Source organism: Pseudomonas sp. B424, from assembly GCF_055408345.1.
The window spans coordinates 88,512-105,473 of record NZ_JBUZTL010000015.1; the positions used below are offsets into that span (position 1 = coordinate 88,512).

The window sequence follows — 16,962 nt, forward strand, 5'->3', positions numbered from 1 at the left end:
CTGCGGCGTTCTTGAGACCTTCGCGAGCAGGCTCGCTCCCACCGTTGAAGGCACAGGGACCTTCTGGCTTGTTCGTCCTTTTCTGCGAAGGTGAGGCTGGCAAAGGCGGTCTTGATTCACCGCCGCTGAAAAGGGCATTCGGGTGGCGGACACGGGTTGGCTTATCTATATTCCACCCACACAAGGAGCGACCCGTGACTACAGACAACCGCCACAACAAAATCGACAACATCGAATTCAACGTCCACGACATTGACCGCAGCAAAGCGTTCTATGGCGCAGTCTTTGGCTGGACCTTCACGGACTATGGCCCGGCCTACAGCGAATTCAGCGATGGCCGCCTGAACGGCGGCTTCACCACCGGCGAGGCGGTACGCCCCGGCGGCCCGTTGATCATCCTGTACGCCGGGGACCTGGCGCAGACGCAACAGGCGATCATCGCCGCAGGCGGGCAGATCACCCGCCCTGAATTCAGCTTCCCGGGCGGCAGCCGCTTCCACTTCACGGACCTGGACGGTTACGAACTGGCGGTCTGGACCCAGGCATAACGACTCACTTTTGCCGTCGAATACCTGCGCATCGCCTTCGAGGAACTGGATGAAGACGGTGGCCAGGCCAGTTTTCTGACCGCATTGCGCCACGTAGTTGAGGCGCGAGGCGGTATGGCACAGATTGCCGAAAAAGCCGGGTTGTCCCGTGAAAGCCTGTACCGCGCCCTCTCCCCCAAAGGCAACCCGACGCTGCGTACCATGCGCCAGGTGGTACATGCCACCGGAATCACGTTTGCCTCTCTGACCTGAACCCATAAAAAACCCCGTCGGTGCAAACCGACGGGGTTTTTGCTTTCACTTGATGCTTGCCGCTTATCTGCCCTTCGCCCGCGCCGCATCGGCGGTGTACTGGTCAGGGGTGAATTTGCCTTCGTTGAGGATCGGGCCTTTCTTCGCTTCGTTGGTCATGCCGTAGCCGGTGTACTGCCCCGAGTTCAAGTCCATGAAGAACTGCGAACCGGCCTGCCAGCCGCTCATGTCCGGGTGGTAGTAGTAGTTGATCATGGCGTGTTTCCACAACTGCCCACGGGCGTCGTAGTTGTCGGCCATCACCGAGTTCCAGGTGTCTTCATCGACAAACAGCACGCGCTTGCCGTACACGTGGCGGTAGCCTTCCTTCAGGTCCGCTTCCACCACCCACACGCGACGCAGTTCATAGCGCATCAGGTCAGGATTGGGGTGGTTGGGGGTCAGCATGTCGGCGTATTTGACAGTGCCGGCGTTGGCTTTGTAGGCGTTGGCCGGGCTGTAGATTTCACGCTTGCCGATCAGTTTCCAGTTAAAACGCTCCGGCGAGCCGTTGAACAAACGGTCTTCGTCGACGGTCATGGTGCCGTTGGTGCCGATCATCGGCTGGTCATAACCGTAGCCCGGCAACAAACGTACGCGGCGGGTGGACGGGCTGTAGCTCCAGGCCTGACGCGGGTTGGTCTGGAAGTCGTAGGGTTCGTGGGAGATGCTGATCACGCCGTTGTCACGCGCCGGTTTAAGGGTCGTGTTGTTACCCATCGCCTGAATCTTGTCTTCAGTTTTAGGCTCCACCGTCGGCGAGTTGGCCTGCGACAAGCCCCGTGCATAAGCACGGCCCCAGCCAATGCTGCCGTTGGGCAACACGGAGGCCAGGTCACTGGTTTTTTCTTCAGTCCAGGCTCGCGCCGGAAGCTGGTGGTTCCACAACACTTCCATGCCGCTTTTCGGGATCGGGAACGGGACCTGGCCCAACCCTTCAACACCCATGCCATCGTTGACCAGCTTGGCGTTCAGGGCATTGCTCATGGCGCGGCGGCACACGTAGTCCGGGTAGCGGAAATCACGGTGGCCGGGGTAGATGTTCATCTTGTAGGTGGTCGGATAACGCTTGAGCAGCGCTTTCTGGCCTTCGGTGAGTTTGTCTTCGTACTGGGCCATGTTTTGCGCCGTGATCACCAGGATCGGCTTCTCGGCAGCATAGGGGTCAACCGGTTGGTCACCCGAGAATTTAACGTGGTTCCAGCCCGGCACTTCGCCCAGGTACTTGCCGGTATACGGCGGGATGGTACCCGCTGCGTTACCCGCCTGCTCTGCCCCGACACAGGTCAGCTCTTTGCCCAGCTTGGCCGCTTCTGCGGGCGAAACCTGGGCCGATGCGCTACCGATGGCGACCACATTGACGGCCATGGCGGCTGCGAGCATTACGCCTGTTCTTGTTATTTTCATGTATTGCCTCCTACGCGAATAAGGCTTGCTGAGGGGTATGCGTCCATTCTTCGCCATCTACAGGCGAGTACATCGTCCACAAAGACTAGAGGGGGCTCGAACAGCCCCCTCAGGCCGTTACCAACAACTCTTTGAGCAGGCTTTTGAGCATTTTTCCCGAGGCATTGCGGGCAAACGGCGTGTGCTGGACATGGATCTGCGCCGGCACTTTGAAACTGGCCAGACGCTGCCCGATAAAGCTGCGCACCGCTTCGCTGCCCGGGGTCGAAGCCGGGTCGCCACGCACCACCAGAAACACCACCTCGCCCAGCACATCGTCAGGTACGGCAAAGGCCGCTGCTTCAATTACGCCGGGCATTTCACAGGCGCAGGACTCCACCTCGGCCGCGGAGATTTTCTCGCCACCGCGATTGATCAGGTCCTTGGCGCGATCCGTGATGTAGAGAAAGCCTTCGTCGTCCAGCAAGCCGATATCGCCGGTGTCGAGCCAACCATCCTGCAAGGTCTGGGCGCTGGCTTCAGGCAGGTTCCAGTAGGCGCTCATCAGGGTGGGAGAACGCAACCAGATCAGCCCGCTGACCCCGCAGGGCAATGGCCGGTCCGGGCTGTCGCCGATGCGCACGTCAACAATCGGCAAGGGCCAGCCGGCCGATGCCGGTTTGTAAACAAACTGATCACCGCCAATCGCCGCACAGATCCCGTTGCTTTCGGTCAGGCCATAGCCGCTGCCACCGACCGCTTCGGGTTTGCGCTGTGTGAGGTGAGCCAGCAGGCTGCTGGACGGTGCCGCGCCCCCAAGCCCCAGACCAAACAGGCTGACGGTGTCGGCGCTGCCAAAACGTGGCGAGGTCAGCAGTTGCTGCATCATCACCGGCGCGCCATTGAATTGGGTGCACTGTTCATCGCGGATCAGGTCGAAGGCTTTTTCCACGTCCCACTTGTACATCAGCAGCAAGCGCCGGCCACTGCGCAAGGCCAGTAAAAACTGTGCATGCAGACCGCTGACATGGAACAGCGGCACCGCCATCAACGTCGTCGGGGCATAGCCGCTGTTGATCACCACGCTGATGCGTTCGGGCGAACTGAGCGCGCAAAAGGCGCCCTGGAATTCCAGCGCGACCAGCGCCTGGCACACCGCGCCATGGGTCGACAACACGCCCTTGGCCAGGCTGGTGGTGCCCGAGGTGTAGAGGATCATGGCCGGGTCACTGGCACTGACTTTCTGCACGGGAGTGCTGATTGACGGTGCGGCCAGCAGGTCTTCCAGACGCCGGCAATGCTCCTCCAGCGGCGCGCCTGCGCTCATGCCCACCACAATGGTCGCCAGCCCCTGCTCGCGCAGGTCGTTGACCAGCAGTTGCAAGCGCGGCTCGTCGCACAGCAGCAAACTCGCCCCGCTGTCCTGCAAACCATGGAACAGCTCGTCACGCAGGCCCCAGCTGTTGAGGGGCACGCACACCGCACCGCAGCGCTGAATAGCGGCAAACGCCACCAGCCAGGCGGGCTGGTTGCGCATGGCAATCGCTACCCGATCACCCTTGCGCAGGCCAAAGCGTTCAACCATTTGCCCGGCCAGGCGATCCACCTGATCGAAAAACTGGCTGAACGTTAGGCGTTGCTGCTCCCACACCAGAAATTCGCGGTCAGCGTGTACCCGGCCACTGTCTATTGCAGCCCACACACTCGGGGCGGTATGGCGAAAATACTTCGCCCCGCCACCTTCCGGTGTCAGCACTTCAAAGGGCGAGCCGGCACCAACCAACTGCTGCCATGCGCTCTGCCATTGCTCAAGTTTCATCTTGTTATTCTCCGGACTCGAACAGTTCGCTACAGGCTCAAGCGTGCGCCAGCTCCAGGGCTCCATAGCGCTCGCAGTGGTAATCGGCATCACCCAGGCAAGCCTGGGCCACCCGGATACGCTTGAGGAACAACCCCACATCCAGCTCGTCAGTGACACCAATGCCGCCGTGCATTTGCACTGCTTCATTGACCACCTTGAGCGCCATCTGGCCCGCCTTCCACTTCGCCAGACTGGCCAGGCGCTGACGCTCGACCTCGCTCAGGCCTGTGTCGTCCAGCCCGGCCAGCCCGGCCATCACGGCGCTGCGCGCCAGGGCCAGTTCCACATACAACTGGGCCGCGCGGTGTTGCAGCGACTGGAAGGTGCCAATGGCCACATCAAACTGGACACGGGTCTTGAGGTAGTCGAGGGTCATTTCGAAGAGTTTTTCGGCCATGCCCAGCATCTCGGCCGCCAGGCACACGCGCCCGCGATCCAGGGCGATATTCAGTGCCGGCCCGGCCGACCCGGCAGTGCCGAGCAAGGCATCGGCGCCGACCTGTACCTGCTCCAGATGCAGACGCGCATGGTTGCGCGAATCGATAAGCGGCAACGGGGTGACGGTCAGGCCCGGCGCACCGGCCGGCACCAGAAACAGGCTGATGCCCGCCCCGGATGACAGCGTGGCGTCCGTGTGCGCCGCCACCAGAAAACCGTCGGCACCCACCCCGTCAATGACGAAATACTTGTCACCGCTCAGGCTGTAGCCATCGCCCTCGGGCACGGCGTGCAAGGTCACCTGTGCCGGGTTGTGCCGTGGTCGTTCGTCCAGGGCCAGCGCCAGGCGGCGCTCGCCACTGATGGCCGCCGACAGCCAGCGATCCTGCTGCTGCGCATTGCCTTGCAGGTGCAGCAAAGAGCCGCTGAGCACCACGCTGGAGAGCAGCGGTGAGGCGCTGAGGTTGCAGCCGATGGACTCAAAAATCGGGCCCAGGCCCATGCAGCCGAAGTCCAGCCCGCCGAGGTTTTCGGGGAACGGAATCGCGCTCCAGCCCAACGCCACGGCGTCTTGCCACAGCCGGGTGTCAAAGCCGTTGGCCTGGGGTTCATCGCGCAAGGCACGCTGGTGGGCCACCGGGCTGCGCGCCGCCAGAAACTCGCGGGCACTGTCGGCCAGCATCCGTTGATCTTCGTTATAGAGCAGGTTCATGGTGGGTTTCCTTACTTCACGTCAGGCAGGCCGAGGACCCGCTTGGCGATCACGTTGAGCTGGATTTCTGAGGCGCCGCCAGAGATCGTCAGGGCAAAACTGTTTAACCAGCCGCGGGTGATGGCCTGCTCCTGGGGGCTGAAAGCGCCCTTGTCCCAGCCCAGCGCGTGATACCCCATGACGTCCAGCAGCACTTCGAACTTGTCGCGTTCCTGTTCGGTGTGCACCAGTTTCATGATCGACATCAGCCCGCTGACGTCTTGCCCGGCGCGGGCTTCTTTGCCCATGCGTTGCACGGTCAGGTTGTAGCTGTGTTCGTTCATTGCACTGGCGACGGCCCGCGCCACCAGTGCTTGCTCGCCCTGCCCCACAGGCTCGGGCAGGTACTGGCTGACCAGCGGCAACAGGTGGAAGTGGGTCGGCAGGCTGAATTCGCCGAATTTGGACATAGCCTTGCGTTCGTGCTGCAACAGGCGCTTGGCCAGGTTCCAGCCACCGTGCAGCGGGCCAATCAGCTGGCTTTTAGGCACTTTGACGCTATCGAAAAACACCTGACAGAAGGCGGATTTACCGCTGATCAGATCAATCGGCGCCACGCTGACACCGGGGCTTTTCATGTCCAGCACGATCAGGCTGATACCCGCGTGCTTGCCGGCTTTTGGGTCGGTGCGCACCAGGGCGTACATCCAGTCCGACTTGTCGCCGTAAGAGGTCCAGATCTTGCTCCCGTCGACCACAAAATGATCGCCAGCATCCCGGGCCGTGGTTTTCAGGCTGGCCAGATCAGACCCCGCATTGGGCTCGGAGAAACCCTGGCACCAGCGCACTTCACCGCGTGTCATCGGAGTCAGCAGGTTTTTCTTCTGCTCTTCGGTACCGAACTCCAGCAGCACCGGGCCCAGCATCCAGATGCCCAGGTTGATTTGCGGCGGGCGGCACTTGAGGCGGCGCAGTTCGCTTTCCAGCACGGCGTTGTATTCGGCGCTCAGGCCGGCGCCGCCGTATTCGGCTGGCCAGTCCGGGCAGAACCAGCCTTTGTCGCGCATGCGCTCAAACCACAGCCGGGCGTCTGCATTGGGAAACTCGACATCGTTCGCGCCCCACACCAACTCGCCTTCAGGGATGGCCTTGCGCTGCGACGGCGGGCAATTGGCTTCAAGCCAAGCGCGGGTTTGCTCTCTGAACTGGTCAATCGCGTTCATGTTATTTCACCTGTAAATGAAGATCCCCGTAGCAGCTGCCGAGCTCCGCGAGGCTGCGTCCGGGGACGAAGTCCTCGTCAACCCTGCACACTCGATGTATCTGAAACACCGTGTTGAATGGTTTTGCGGCCGCTTCGCAGCCGAACGCGGCCTCGTTTTACTCGTCTGCTGCTACGTAAAACCTCATGCGGTCGATGGTTAGCGCTGGGTACGCGGCATGCCCAAGCCGAACTGGGCAATCAACTCGCGCTGGATTTCGTTGGTGCCGCCACCAAAGGTCAGGGTCACCGAGGCGCGGACTTCGTACTCCAGATCCCCTTGCAGCAACGACGCCGCCGAACCGCCACGCACCAGGCCATTGGCCCCGACGATGTTGCTCAACACCCGCAAAATCTCGATCGCCGATTCCGAGCCGTACACTTTGGTGGTCGAGGCCAGCGCCACATCCATGCGCTCACGCTCAAGGTCGGCCGCAATGCGCAGGTTGATCAGGCGCATGGCTTCAAGCCGCGCGTAGCACTGCGCCAGACCGGCGCGTACCCAGGCTTTGTCAGTAGCGCGAACGCCGTTTTCATCCGCCGCCCTGGCCCACGCCAGCACCCGGCCAAACAGACCGACGACCTTGTCCGACCAGGCGCCCAGGCCCAGACGTTCGTGGTTCAGTTGCGCAGTGATCAACTTCCAGCCGCCATGCAACTCGCCCACCAGCATCTCTGCCGGCACTCGCACGTTGTCGTAATAAGTAGCCGCGGTCGGGTTGCTGGTGGTCGGGATCACCGTGGTCGAGAAACCTGGCGCCCGGGTGTCGAGAATCAGGATCGACACACCCTTGTGCCGTGGTCGCTCCGGGTCGGTGCGCGCAGCCAGCCAGATGTAATCGGCCGACTCGGCGCCCGAGGTCCAGAGCTTGCTGCCATTGACCACAAACCCGTCCCCTTCGAGGCGGGCCGTGGTTTTGAGCACCGCCAGGTCACTGCCGGCATCCTGCTCGGAATAGCCGATGGCGAAGATGATTTCGCCCGCAGCAATGCCCGGCAAGAATTTGGCCTTTTGCAGTTCGGTACCGTGGGCCATCAGCGCAGGCCCAACGGTACTGATGGTCACAAACGGCAGCGGTGCCCCGGCAATGTTGGCTTCTTCGAAGAAGATGAATTGCTCGGTGGGGCCGTAGCCCTGACCGCCGTGTTCCTTGGGCCAGCCCACCGCCAGCCAGCCGTCGCGGCCCATCTGGCGGATGGTGTCGCGGTACAGTTCGCCGCCCTCTTTGCCCCGCAATTGCTCACGCAGCTGCGGGGTCATCAGGTTTTGGAAGTAGTCCCGCACCTTGAGGCGCAGGGCGTGCTGTTCGGGCGTGAGGTCGACGAACATGTCAGGCTGCTCCCAGAATCAGGCCGCTGGTAGGCACACCGGTACCGGCAGTCACCAGCACGTTTTCCACGTTCTCGACCTGGTTGACCGCGCTGCCGCGTACCTGGCGTACGGCTTCAGCCACACCATTCATGCCGTGGATATAGGCCTCGCCCAACTGCCCGCCGTGGGTATTGATCGGGAACTTGCCGCCGCGTGCATGGTGCCCGGCGCGGATGAACTCCTTGGCTTCGCCTCGTTCGCACAGGCCGAATTCTTCGAGTTGCGGCAGCACAAACGGGGTGAAGTGGTCGTAAATCACGGCGGTTTGCAGCGCCTCGGGGCCCAGGCCCGACTGGCGATACAGCTCTTTGGCAACCACACCCATTTCCGGCAGGCCGGTGATGTCGTCACGGTAGAACGAGGTCATGATCTGCTGGCCCGAGGTGATCCCCTGGGAGCCGGCCTTGATCATCACCGGCTTCTGGCGCAGGTCCTTGGCGCGCTCGGCCGAGGTAATCACCATCGCCACCGCACCATCGGATTCCTGACAGCAATCGAGCAAGTGCAGCGGCTCGCAGATCCAGCGCGAAGCCTGGTGTTCTTCCAGGGTGATCGGCTTGCCGTAGAAGAACGCCGCCGGGTTGGTGGCGGCAAAATCACGCACGGCCACTGCCACGCGACCGAAGTCTTCAGAAGTGGCGCCATAGGTGTGCATGTAGCGCTGGGCAAACATGCCAACCCATGAGGCCGGGGTGTGCAGGCCGTGGGGCATGTACCAGCCGTAGTTGACGTTCTCGAAGATCGGGGTCGAGGCAAAGCCGTAACTGCCGCTGCCGAAGCGATACCACGAGCGCTCGTTCATGGCGCGGTACACCACCACCACTTTGGCCACACCGGTCGCCACGGCCATGGCCGCGTGCATGATCGGTGCACAGGCTGCGCCACCACCGTGGGGCACCTGGGAGAAGAATTTGACGTCCTTGCAACCCAGCAAGCGGGCGATTTCGTATTCCGGGACTTTATCCACCGAATACGAGCTGAAACCCTCAACCTCGGACGGGTCGATACCGGCGTCTTTCAACGCCGCCAGCGTGGCTTCCAGCGCCAGGCGCAGTTCGGTACGGCCGGAGTTCTTGGAGAATTCGGTCGCGCCCAGGCCAACAATGGCCGCGCTGCCGGAAAGTGACGATTGCGTCATGTGTGCTGTCTCCCGCTATCAGGGCAGAACCAGCGCGACCGTACCGGTCACGTGGTTGCCCATGGAATTTTTGCCGCTGAGGGTGATTTCCACCGTGCGGGTGGCGGCGTCCTGGCCAGTAACCGCGCCATTGAAGGTCATGCAGTCGCCGGGGTAATTCGGCGCGCCGAGCTTGATCTTCAACGAGGCAAAACGTGCCTCGGGGCCGGCCCAGTTTTCGACATAACGCTGCACCAGCCCGTTGGTGGTGAGGATGTTCATGAAAATGTGCGGCGAGCCCAGTGCCTGGGCCGCGTTCAGGTCATGGTGGCCGGGGAAATAGTCGCGGGTGGCGATAGCGCCGCCGGTGACCAGGCCCACGGTGATCGGGATCGCCAGCTCCGGCAGGGTTTCGCCGGGGCGCACGTCGTCAAAGCGCTTGGTGTTCTGCAAGGTCATATTTCCATCCCAGCTTGTCGTTATGGCTCAGCCAGTCGCCGAGGCGTTCCAGGCTTGCTGCCGATCCACCCAGGGCACAGCCCAAAGCGCGGCTCCAGTAGAGAAAGCGATGCATCGGGTACGTCAGGTCGACGCCGATACCGCCGTGTACGTGCTGGGCGTTGTGCCCGATCAGGTGCCCCGCTTCACAGGCCTGCCAGGCCGTGGCCAGGGCTTCGCTCGGTGCAGGCAAGCCGGCGTCCAGGCGGTAGCACAACTGCCACAGGCAGCTGCGCAAGGCTTCGAGGGCGATATGGGCGTTGGCCATGCTCATCTGCACGGCCTGGAAGCTGCCGATGCTGCGTTCGAACTGGCGACGCTCAGTGACGTACTCCACGGTGCGACGGATTTGCTCGGTACTGACCCCCAGCTGCAGCGCTGCCAGCGAGGCGATGGCGCGTGGCTCCAGCCAGCTGAGGACAGATGCCGGGAGCAGTTGTTCAGGGGTGATGTGCAGCGCGGTGATGCGTAAATCTGCAATCGCTTCGCCGTGGGTCATGCGGCCCGGCACGTGCTCGATCGCCTGGTTTGCCAGTTCGACCAGAGCCAGACGGGGCTGCCCCTCGGCCGTCACCAGCAGCAAGGCCGCCTGTGACTGCTCGGCCAGGGCCAGAGCAGCAACCCGGCCATCGACGCGCCACCCACCGTCAGCCGCGACGGCGTGCAACTCAATGCCCTGGGCGTTGTTCTGGCCGCTCAGGTCCAGGCTGAGCATTGCCCTGCCGGCTGCGGCTTCTACCGCCCACGCCTTCAAGGACGGATCGGCAAACTGCGCCAGGGTGGCGGCCGCCAGTTGATGGCGCCACAACGGTACCTGGCCCAGCGCCCGGCCTTGAGCCTCCAGCACCCGCATCAACTCGGTCATGCCCAGCCCGCTGCCGCCCTGGGCTTCAGGGATGGCCAGGGCTTGCAGGCCGGTTTCCACGCACAGTTGCCACAGCGGTTCCATAAAGGCCTGTTCGCTGGTATCGAACTGGCGCAAGCGGTCATCGGTGCAATAGTCGGCAAACACACTGCCGGCCATTTCAGCGATAGCGACCTGGTCTTCGGTAAATTCGAAATCCATGCTGGCTTCCTTATGCGATCACAGGCCGGAACATCGGCAATGTCAGCTCGCCGTCGAAGGTCTGGAACTCCAGCTGCAATGGCTGGCCAATGTTCAGTTCTTCACGCTTGACGCCCACCAACCCTGCCACCAGACGCACGCCCTCCTCCAGCTCGATCAGGCCGATCGGGTTGGGATGGTCGAACGGCGCGACTTCGGGGTAATGCATGATCACGAACGAATACAGGCTGGCGCGGCCGCTGGCCTGCACGCTGTCCCAATCGAACGAGTGGCACTCGATACACACCGGCGCCGGTGGATGGCGCAGGGTCTGGCATTGGGTGCAGCGCTGGATCAGCAGCTTGCCGGCATCGCAGCCTTCCCAGAAAAACCGTGTGTCGTCGCTCATGCCCGGCTTGGGACGCTTGACCGCCGGGGCAGCCTCGACCTTGGCCGGTGCCGCTTCGGCGCTGTGGTTTTTGGCCGGGCGGAACTTGAAAACACGGAACAGCAACTCGCCCACGGCTTCGTCGCCACTTTTGTGCTCAACGAAATAGCTCATCACCAGGGTGACGAAAAACCCGGTGCCCAGACCGGTGGTTTTTTCGTCGCCCACCGAATCCAGGCGGGTGGTGTAGTAGAGCTTTTCACCGGGCCGCAGGTTGCGGTTGAAGGTCAGCTCGGAGTTGACCGCGACCACGGACGGGTAGCCGTAAGACTCGATCAGCTTGAGCACTTCATACGGGTTTTCGGTGGTCGAGCCCGGTGCGTAGTTGTTCAGATGGAAGCCTTCCATGCACCACACCTGCAACATCGCAGGCGGCGCCACCAGCCCGTCTTGCGCGCTGTTGGCGGCAAAAGCCGCATCGGTATAGAGCGGGTTGTCGACGCCCATGATCTCGCACCATTGGCGGATCATCGGGGCGTTGACTTCGTCCCAGGCGTAGACGCGACCATATTCACGCCCCACCAGGGCGCGCACGTCGGTTAGCAATTGAGAATCAGCCAAGTTCGTCTCCTGCGTGTTGAGAGCGGCAACCCACTGGTCGCCGCTGAAGGTCGATCAGTGCGCCGCGCTCTGCGCTGCACCCAAAAATGCCGGACGTTCGCCGCCGCCGTGCAACAGCAGGTTGCAGCCGCTGGCATAGCCCGCCATGGGCGAGGCGATAAACAGACAGGCGTTGCCGATATCCTCCGGCAGCGCCATGCGCCCTGCGGGAATGCCGGCGCTGACCGCGGCGACGCCGTTCTCGTCGCCGTAATGCAGATGGGATTGCTCGGTGCGTACCAGTCCCGGGCTGACCGCGACGACGCGCACCTTGGGTGCCCATTCCACGGCCAGCGACTGCACCAGGGCCAGGACCCCGGCCTTGGCCGCGCCATAGGCGGCGGTCCCGGGGGATGCACGCAAGGCGCTGATGCTGCCGATAAACACAATGCAACCGCCCTCGGCCTGTTGCTGCATCAGGGCGTTGGCCTGTTGCGCGACATTCAGAGGGGCGATGAGGTTGAGGCGGATAATGCCTTCGTGAAAACGTGGCGAAGCGCTTCCGGCATCGGCCGAAGGGCTGCCGCCCGCATTGTTGATCACCACATCGAGGCGACCGAAGTCGGCGCGAATACCGTCGAACAAGGCTTTGAGCGAATCCAGGTCGCGCACGTCGCAGGCCATGAAAATCGCCTGCGCCGAACCCGCCCGGGGCAACACCTCAGGCGCTGCCCTGCCGCACACAATCACCTGCGCACCGGCCTCCAGAAAGCTTTTGGCAATGCCTGCGCCGATGCCTTTGGTGCCGCCGGTGACCAGCACCACCTTACCGCTGTAGTCCAGCCCTGAGAGTTGGCCCATGACGTGCTCCTTTTCTACTGATGGAGCCACTCTAGGGACAATTCGGGGGCTGCTCGTCGTCTGAACGGACGATGAAGCCCGACCGGGTGAACGCAACAATCCAGCGCACGCTGTGGTCACAGCCCCTGTTAATGAGGAACCCCATGTCAGACCCATCTGCCGCGCCGGTATTGCTTGAATTCCCGGCCCAGGGCGTGGCCCTGCTGCGCCTTAACCGCCCCCAGGCCACCAACGCCTTGAGCCTTGAGCTGCAGGCGCTGTTATCGCGCTACTTCAGCGAACTGGCGGACAACCCGCAGGTTCGCTGCATCCTGCTGACCGGCGGCGACAAAGTGTTTGCCGCAGGCGGCGATATCAACAGCATGGCGGGCGTAGGCCCGATTGATATTTACCAGCGCCATACCGAACGGGTCTGGGCGCCGATTCAGCATTGCCCGAAACCGGTGATTGCCGCCGTGTGCGGCTATGCCTATGGCGGTGGCTGCGAGCTGGCGATGCTGGCCGACATTATTGTGGCCGGGCACGGGGCGAAGTTTTGCCAGCCGGAGATCCGCATCGGCATCATGCCGGGCATTGGCGGCACCCAGCGCCTGGTGCGCGCCGTGGGCAAGGCCAAGGCCATGCGCATGGCCCTGACCGGGCAGCCGATCACCGCGCAAGAAGCGTGGATTTCGGGGCTGGTCAGCGACCTGGTGGACGATGACCAGGTGCTCGAACATGCGCTGAAAATGGCCACCCTGATTGCCGCCATGCCGCCACTGGCGGCTGAACAAATCAAGGAAGTGATACTGGCCGGGGTGGATGCGCCGCTGGAGACGGGGCTGGCCCTGGAGCGCAAGGCCAATGCACTGCTGTTTGCCTCAAAGGATCAGAAGGAAGGGATGCAGGCGTTTATCGAGAAGCGTACGGCGCGGTTTGAAGGGAACTGAGAGGTCGCTGTGGGAGCGCCGCGGGTGTTCAGAAAAACCGCGTCGCCTGCATCGCGAGCAAGCCCGCTCCCACAGTAGATCTGCGGCGTTTCTCACATAATTTGCAACGTCTGCACCTGCCTCGCCGCTTTCCCTTGCGGGAAGTTTCCGAGAGAATCCCCACCGCCTTGCGGCGCTGAAAATGCGTGGATAGTCTCGGCCGGTCACTGAGCTCAGTGACCGGTTTTGACAGACCGCCAAGTTAGGTATTGCCAGCGCTTGTTATGGCAGCTGCGTGCGGGGCACTTTCGAGTGCACCGGGCTTTGCATACCTACCCCGGTCTGTGACCCGCACGTAGCTGCCACCCTTTCCGTATGACAGCGGGCAGTGGCAGTTTCCAACAGACTGTTCACAGGTATGCGCCCATGAAAAAATAGTCCCCGACCCGCCCCTCGCAACCCTCGAAACCACCACCCGTCAGGGCACTGCCCTGTTCAGCATCAACCCCGGTATCAACGCCCACACCGCATTGCGACAAGTTTCACTGTTGCTCAAGGGGGCAGAAACCAACGCCGACGATATCCGCCCCCACCTCACCGACTTTGACGCCGAGCAGTTTTGGCCCGTGATTCACGGCGTCGAGATGGCACGCGGGGTGGTTGATGCGTTGCTGGCAGGCGCGCCCCCGCAGGCTTGATACAAACCCGTGGGAGCGGGCTTGCTCGCGATAGCAGCGAATCGGCATGACTGATACACCGAGTTGTCTGAATCGCGAGCAAGCCCGCTCCCACAGTAGATCTGCGGTGTTTCTCACATAATTTGCAACGTCTGCACCTGCCTCACCGACTTTGCCGCCGAGCAGTTTTGGCCCGTGATTCACGGCGTCGAGATGGCACGCGGGGTGGTTGATGCGTTGCTGGCAGGCGCGCCCTCGCAGGCTTGATACAAACCCGTGGGAGCGAGCCTGCTCGCGATAGCAGCGAATCGGCATGACTGATACACCGAGTTGTCTGAATCGCGAGCAAGCTCGCTCCCACAGTTATATGGGTTTTGGCCTAAGCCCCCATCTGCCCCCGCAACTCGTTCTTCGCCACCTTGTTCGACGCATTCACCGGCAACGCCTGATAAAACCGCACCATCCTCGGCACTTTGTAGTTGGCCATGTGCTCGCGTGCCCACAGGATCAATCCGGCTTCATCCAGTTCATGCTCGTGACGCAAGACCACGCACGCACACCCCACCTCCCCCATGCGCTCATCCGGCACGCCAATCACCGCCACCTGGGCAATCGCCGGGTGCTCGATCAGCCCGGCTTCGATCTCTGCCGGGTAGCAGTTGAAGCCACCGACGATAAACATGTCTTTCAAGCGATCGGTGATGCGCAAGTTACCCGCCGCATCCAGCTCGCCAATGTCGCCCGTGTGCAGCCAGCCTTCGCTGTCGATGGTTTCGGCCGTGGCTTTGGGGTCTTCGAAATAGCCCTGCATCACGTGAAATCCGCGCAGGCAGATCTCCCCCGTGCTCCCCGCCGGTAAAGGCCGGTTGTGCGGATCGCGGATGCTCACTTCAGTACCCGGGATCGCCCGGCCGCTGGTACCGGCGATGGTGTGCGCCGCATCCGCCGGGTCACAAATGGTCGCCAGCCCGCCGCATTCGGTCAGGCCATAAGCGGTGGTGACCACCGAAAAACCCAGCTCGCGGCGCATGCGTTCGATCAGGATCGGCGGGATGGTGGCCGCGCCCGTCACCGCAATGCGCAGGCTCGACAGGTCGGTTTCGGCCAGTTTGGGATGGGCCAGCATCGACAGGTACAAGGTCGGCGGCCCCGGCAGCACGTTGATGCGCTCGGCGGCGATGCGCTGGAACACCGCTTCGGCGTCAAACACCGGGTGCGGCAGGATCGTGGCTCCGGCCAGCAGGCAGGTCAGCCAGCCCGCCTTGTAACCGAAGGCATGAAAAAACGGGTTGATCACCAGGTAACGGTCACCGGCCTGCAGGCCGATCACCTTCACGTACTCGCTAAAGGCGCGGATGTTTTGCCCGTGGCCGCTCATCACACCCTTTGGCTTGCCGGTGGTACCGGAGGTAAACAGCAAGTCGCTCAGGTCATCGGCGCCCACGCCGTTCGCCCGCAACAGCGCTGCCGATTCGCTGACAGCCGCGCCCAGGGCCACAAAACCGTCCCAGTGCAGACCGTGGGGGCTGCCCGCTGCCGTCTCGCCCAGCAAGACCTGACACTCAAGGTTCGCCGGGCAATACGGAGCCAGCAACGCCAGATAGTCGGTACCCAAAAAGACCGGTTGCACGAACAAAAGGCGCGCACCGCTGCGCTGCAGGATGTCGGCCGCTTCGCTGCCTTTCATGCGGGTGTTGATCGGCACCATCACCGCCCCGGCACAATGGATGCCCAGTGCGGCAATAATCCAGTCGCGGCCATTGGGCGCCCAGATTGCCACCCGGTCACCCTTGCCGATGCCCCGGGCCATCAGGCTGCGGGTCACGGCCAGGGCCAGGCGTGGCAGTTCGCTGTAGTCGGTGCACTCGCCATGTTCTTCAATGGCGGTACGTCCGGCATGTTGCTGTGCTGCGTTGAACAGCATTTGCGGGATCGAACGCGGCAGGCTCTGTTGCTGGCTGGAAGTCATCGCACACTCGTCAGGCTGATTATTCAGGAAAGCACACGCGCAGCTGCGAGCTGTTGGGCACCGATTGGCACGCCAGCACCCAGCCGTCGTTCAGTTCTTGTTGGTCAAGGGCATCGTTGCGCAACATCTCGACGCTGCCACGTTCAACCGTGCACATGCAGGTCGCGCAGGAACCCACCAGGCAGGAGCTCGGGGGCTTCAGGCCGGCACGCAGCATGGCATTGAGCAGGGTTTCGCCTTCGGCACAGGGCACTTCGAACTCCTCGCCGTCAAGGCGCACCGACAGCTGGCTGCCGACGATATCGGTATTGACTGGCGCCGGGGCGGCCACGCTGCCTTCTTCGGGCAACGAGACAAAACGCTCGACGTGGATACGCCCGTGCTCCATACCGATGTCGTGCAAGGCGCTGACGGCGGCGTCCATAAACGGGCCGGGACCACAGATAAACGCCTGGGCATGGACAAAGGGCCTGGCCATTTGCGCCAGTTGCGCCACGGCCGGAATACCCTGTACCGAGTCCAGCCAGTGGATCACCTGCAGGCGTTGCGGGTAGGCGCTGGCGAGGGCCTTGAGCTCGCCGGCAAAAATCACCGAAGCCTCATCGCGGTTGGCGTAGATCAGCAGGATCCGGCCGGTACCGGCAATCAGGGCCGAGCGCAGGATCGACAGCACCGGAGTCACCCCGCTACCGCCACCAAACAGCACGAAGTCATCGTCAAAATGCCGTGGCACAAACACCCCGGCCGGGGCCAGCACCTCAAGCTGATCGCCTTCACGCAATTGCTGGCACAGCCAGTTGGATGCACGGCCATCGCGCACCTGCTTGATGGTGACGCGCAACGGCTCGTCTTGCAGCGGTGTGCTGGACAACGAATAACAACGCGGCAACCAGCTGCCCTCAAAGGGCACGCGCAGGGTCAAGAACTGCCCGGGCTTATAGGCAAACTGTTCACGCAAGGCCGGGGGCACGTCGAATACCAGGGATCTGGAGTCCGGTGTTTCAGCCACGATCTGCGCGACGCGCAGGGAGAAATAGGAAGGTTGGCTCAT

Annotated in this window: 16 protein-coding genes; 3 read left to right on the forward strand and 13 right to left on the reverse strand. The window is 62.5% G+C overall.

Going from position 1 to position 16,962, the window contains the following annotated elements:
• The first annotated feature begins 194 nt into the window (after positions 1-194).
• Both ACZRMS_RS17350 and ACZRMS_RS17355 read left to right on the forward strand, forming a co-directional pair.
• Complete coding sequence (locus tag ACZRMS_RS17350; RefSeq protein ID WP_463996276.1) at positions 195-548, forward strand: VOC family protein; 354 nt, start codon at positions 195-197, stop codon at positions 546-548.
• A 30-nt stretch (positions 549-578) separates the two neighbouring features.
• Positions 579-800, forward strand: a complete 222-nt coding sequence (locus ACZRMS_RS17355; RefSeq protein WP_463996314.1) for an addiction module antidote protein — start codon at positions 579-581, stop codon at positions 798-800.
• Between the two features lie 63 nt (positions 801-863).
• Here ACZRMS_RS17355 and ACZRMS_RS17360 read toward each other — a convergent pair whose 3' ends face one another.
• The 10 genes from ACZRMS_RS17360 to ACZRMS_RS17405 form a co-directional block, all read right to left on the reverse strand.
• Positions 864-2,246 (reverse strand): DUF1329 domain-containing protein, encoded by a 1,383-nt coding sequence (locus ACZRMS_RS17360; RefSeq protein WP_463996277.1) that lies wholly within the window; start codon positions 2,244-2,246, stop codon positions 864-866.
• Positions 2,247-2,355: 109 nt separating this feature from the next.
• Positions 2,356-4,044, reverse strand: a complete 1,689-nt coding sequence (locus ACZRMS_RS17365) for a class I adenylate-forming enzyme family protein (protein WP_463996278.1) — start codon at positions 4,042-4,044, stop codon at positions 2,356-2,358.
• Between the two features lie 37 nt (positions 4,045-4,081).
• Positions 4,082-5,236 carry an acyl-CoA dehydrogenase family protein gene (locus ACZRMS_RS17370; RefSeq protein WP_463996279.1) on the reverse strand — a complete coding sequence of 385 codons (1,155 nt, stop codon included), beginning with the start codon at positions 5,234-5,236 and terminating at the stop codon, positions 4,082-4,084.
• An 11-nt stretch (positions 5,237-5,247) separates the two neighbouring features.
• Entirely contained in the window at positions 5,248-6,438 is a 1,191-nt protein-coding gene (locus tag ACZRMS_RS17375) for an acyl-CoA dehydrogenase family protein (RefSeq protein ID WP_463996280.1), read from the reverse strand.
• Between the two features lie 198 nt (positions 6,439-6,636).
• Positions 6,637-7,806, reverse strand: coding sequence for an acyl-CoA dehydrogenase family protein (locus tag ACZRMS_RS17380; RefSeq protein WP_463996281.1), 1,170 nt, complete (start codon positions 7,804-7,806; stop codon positions 6,637-6,639).
• A 1-nt stretch (position 7,807) separates the two neighbouring features.
• Positions 7,808-8,986 (reverse strand): lipid-transfer protein, encoded by a 1,179-nt coding sequence (locus ACZRMS_RS17385; RefSeq protein WP_463996282.1) that lies wholly within the window; start codon positions 8,984-8,986, stop codon positions 7,808-7,810.
• A gap of 18 nt (positions 8,987-9,004) precedes the next feature.
• Positions 9,005-9,424, reverse strand: a complete 420-nt coding sequence (locus ACZRMS_RS17390; RefSeq protein ID WP_463996283.1) for a MaoC family dehydratase — start codon at positions 9,422-9,424, stop codon at positions 9,005-9,007.
• Entirely contained in the window at positions 9,396-10,529 is a 1,134-nt protein-coding gene (locus ACZRMS_RS17395) for an acyl-CoA dehydrogenase family protein (RefSeq protein WP_463996284.1), read from the reverse strand. The genes ACZRMS_RS17390 and ACZRMS_RS17395 overlap by 29 nt, the downstream gene beginning before the upstream one ends.
• A 10-nt stretch (positions 10,530-10,539) precedes the next feature.
• Complete coding sequence (locus ACZRMS_RS17400) at positions 10,540-11,517, reverse strand: bifunctional MaoC family dehydratase N-terminal/OB-fold nucleic acid binding domain-containing protein (protein WP_463996285.1); 978 nt, start codon at positions 11,515-11,517, stop codon at positions 10,540-10,542.
• Positions 11,518-11,571: 54 nt separating this feature from the next.
• Positions 11,572-12,357 carry an SDR family oxidoreductase gene (locus ACZRMS_RS17405; RefSeq protein ID WP_463996286.1) on the reverse strand — a complete coding sequence of 262 codons (786 nt, stop codon included), beginning with the start codon at positions 12,355-12,357 and terminating at the stop codon, positions 11,572-11,574.
• Between the two features lie 143 nt (positions 12,358-12,500).
• Between ACZRMS_RS17405 and ACZRMS_RS17410 the strand changes: the two genes are divergently transcribed.
• Positions 12,501-13,286 carry an enoyl-CoA hydratase gene (locus ACZRMS_RS17410; RefSeq protein ID WP_463996287.1) on the forward strand — a complete coding sequence of 262 codons (786 nt, stop codon included), beginning with the start codon at positions 12,501-12,503 and terminating at the stop codon, positions 13,284-13,286.
• Between the two features lie 521 nt (positions 13,287-13,807).
• Here the strand turns inward: ACZRMS_RS17410 and ACZRMS_RS17415 are convergent.
• The 3 genes from ACZRMS_RS17415 to ACZRMS_RS17425 all read right to left on the reverse strand — a co-directional run bounded on the left by ACZRMS_RS17415 (position 13,808) and on the right by ACZRMS_RS17425 (position 16,962).
• The gene (locus ACZRMS_RS17415) at positions 13,808-14,257 is read right to left on the reverse strand and encodes a hypothetical protein (RefSeq protein WP_463996288.1); all 450 of its coding nucleotides are present in this window, start codon (positions 14,255-14,257) and stop codon (positions 13,808-13,810) included.
• A gap of 64 nt (positions 14,258-14,321) precedes the next feature.
• Positions 14,322-15,911 (reverse strand): FadD3 family acyl-CoA ligase, encoded by a 1,590-nt coding sequence (locus ACZRMS_RS17420; RefSeq protein WP_463996289.1) that lies wholly within the window; start codon positions 15,909-15,911, stop codon positions 14,322-14,324.
• 19 nt (positions 15,912-15,930) lie between these two features.
• Positions 15,931-16,962 carry a 2Fe-2S iron-sulfur cluster-binding protein gene (locus ACZRMS_RS17425; RefSeq protein WP_463996290.1) on the reverse strand — a complete coding sequence of 344 codons (1,032 nt, stop codon included), beginning with the start codon at positions 16,960-16,962 and terminating at the stop codon, positions 15,931-15,933.

Bases quoted from the DNA above. Each gene is read 5' to 3' on its own strand.
- ACZRMS_RS17360 (WP_463996277.1), bottom strand. From the start codon at position 2,246: ATGAAAATAACAAGAACAGGCGTAATGCTCGCAGCCGCCATGGCCGTC.
- ACZRMS_RS17365 (WP_463996278.1), bottom strand. From the start codon at position 4,044: ATGAAACTTGAGCAATGGCAGAGCGCATGGCAGCAGTTGGTTGGTGCC.
- ACZRMS_RS17370 (WP_463996279.1), bottom strand. From the start codon at position 5,236: ATGAACCTGCTCTATAACGAAGATCAACGGATGCTGGCCGACAGTGCC.
- ACZRMS_RS17375 (WP_463996280.1), bottom strand. From the start codon at position 6,438: ATGAACGCGATTGACCAGTTCAGAGAGCAAACCCGCGCTTGGCTTGAA.
- ACZRMS_RS17380 (WP_463996281.1), bottom strand. From the start codon at position 7,806: ATGTTCGTCGACCTCACGCCCGAACAGCACGCCCTGCGCCTCAAGGTG.
- ACZRMS_RS17385 (WP_463996282.1), bottom strand. From the start codon at position 8,986: ATGACGCAATCGTCACTTTCCGGCAGCGCGGCCATTGTTGGCCTGGGC.
- ACZRMS_RS17390 (WP_463996283.1), bottom strand. From the start codon at position 9,424: ATGACCTTGCAGAACACCAAGCGCTTTGACGACGTGCGCCCCGGCGAA.
- ACZRMS_RS17395 (WP_463996284.1), bottom strand. From the start codon at position 10,529: ATGGATTTCGAATTTACCGAAGACCAGGTCGCTATCGCTGAAATGGCC.
- ACZRMS_RS17405 (WP_463996286.1), bottom strand. From the start codon at position 12,357: ATGGGCCAACTCTCAGGGCTGGACTACAGCGGTAAGGTGGTGCTGGTC.
- ACZRMS_RS17410 (WP_463996287.1), top strand. From the start codon at position 12,501: ATGTCAGACCCATCTGCCGCGCCGGTATTGCTTGAATTCCCGGCCCAG.
- ACZRMS_RS17415 (WP_463996288.1), bottom strand. From the start codon at position 14,257: ATGCCGATTCGCTGCTATCGCGAGCAGGCTCGCTCCCACGGGTTTGTA.
- ACZRMS_RS17420 (WP_463996289.1), bottom strand. From the start codon at position 15,911: ATGACTTCCAGCCAGCAACAGAGCCTGCCGCGTTCGATCCCGCAAATG.
- ACZRMS_RS17425 (WP_463996290.1), bottom strand. From the start codon at position 16,962: ATGAGCCAACCTTCCTATTTCTCCCTGCGCGTCGCGCAGATCGTGGCT.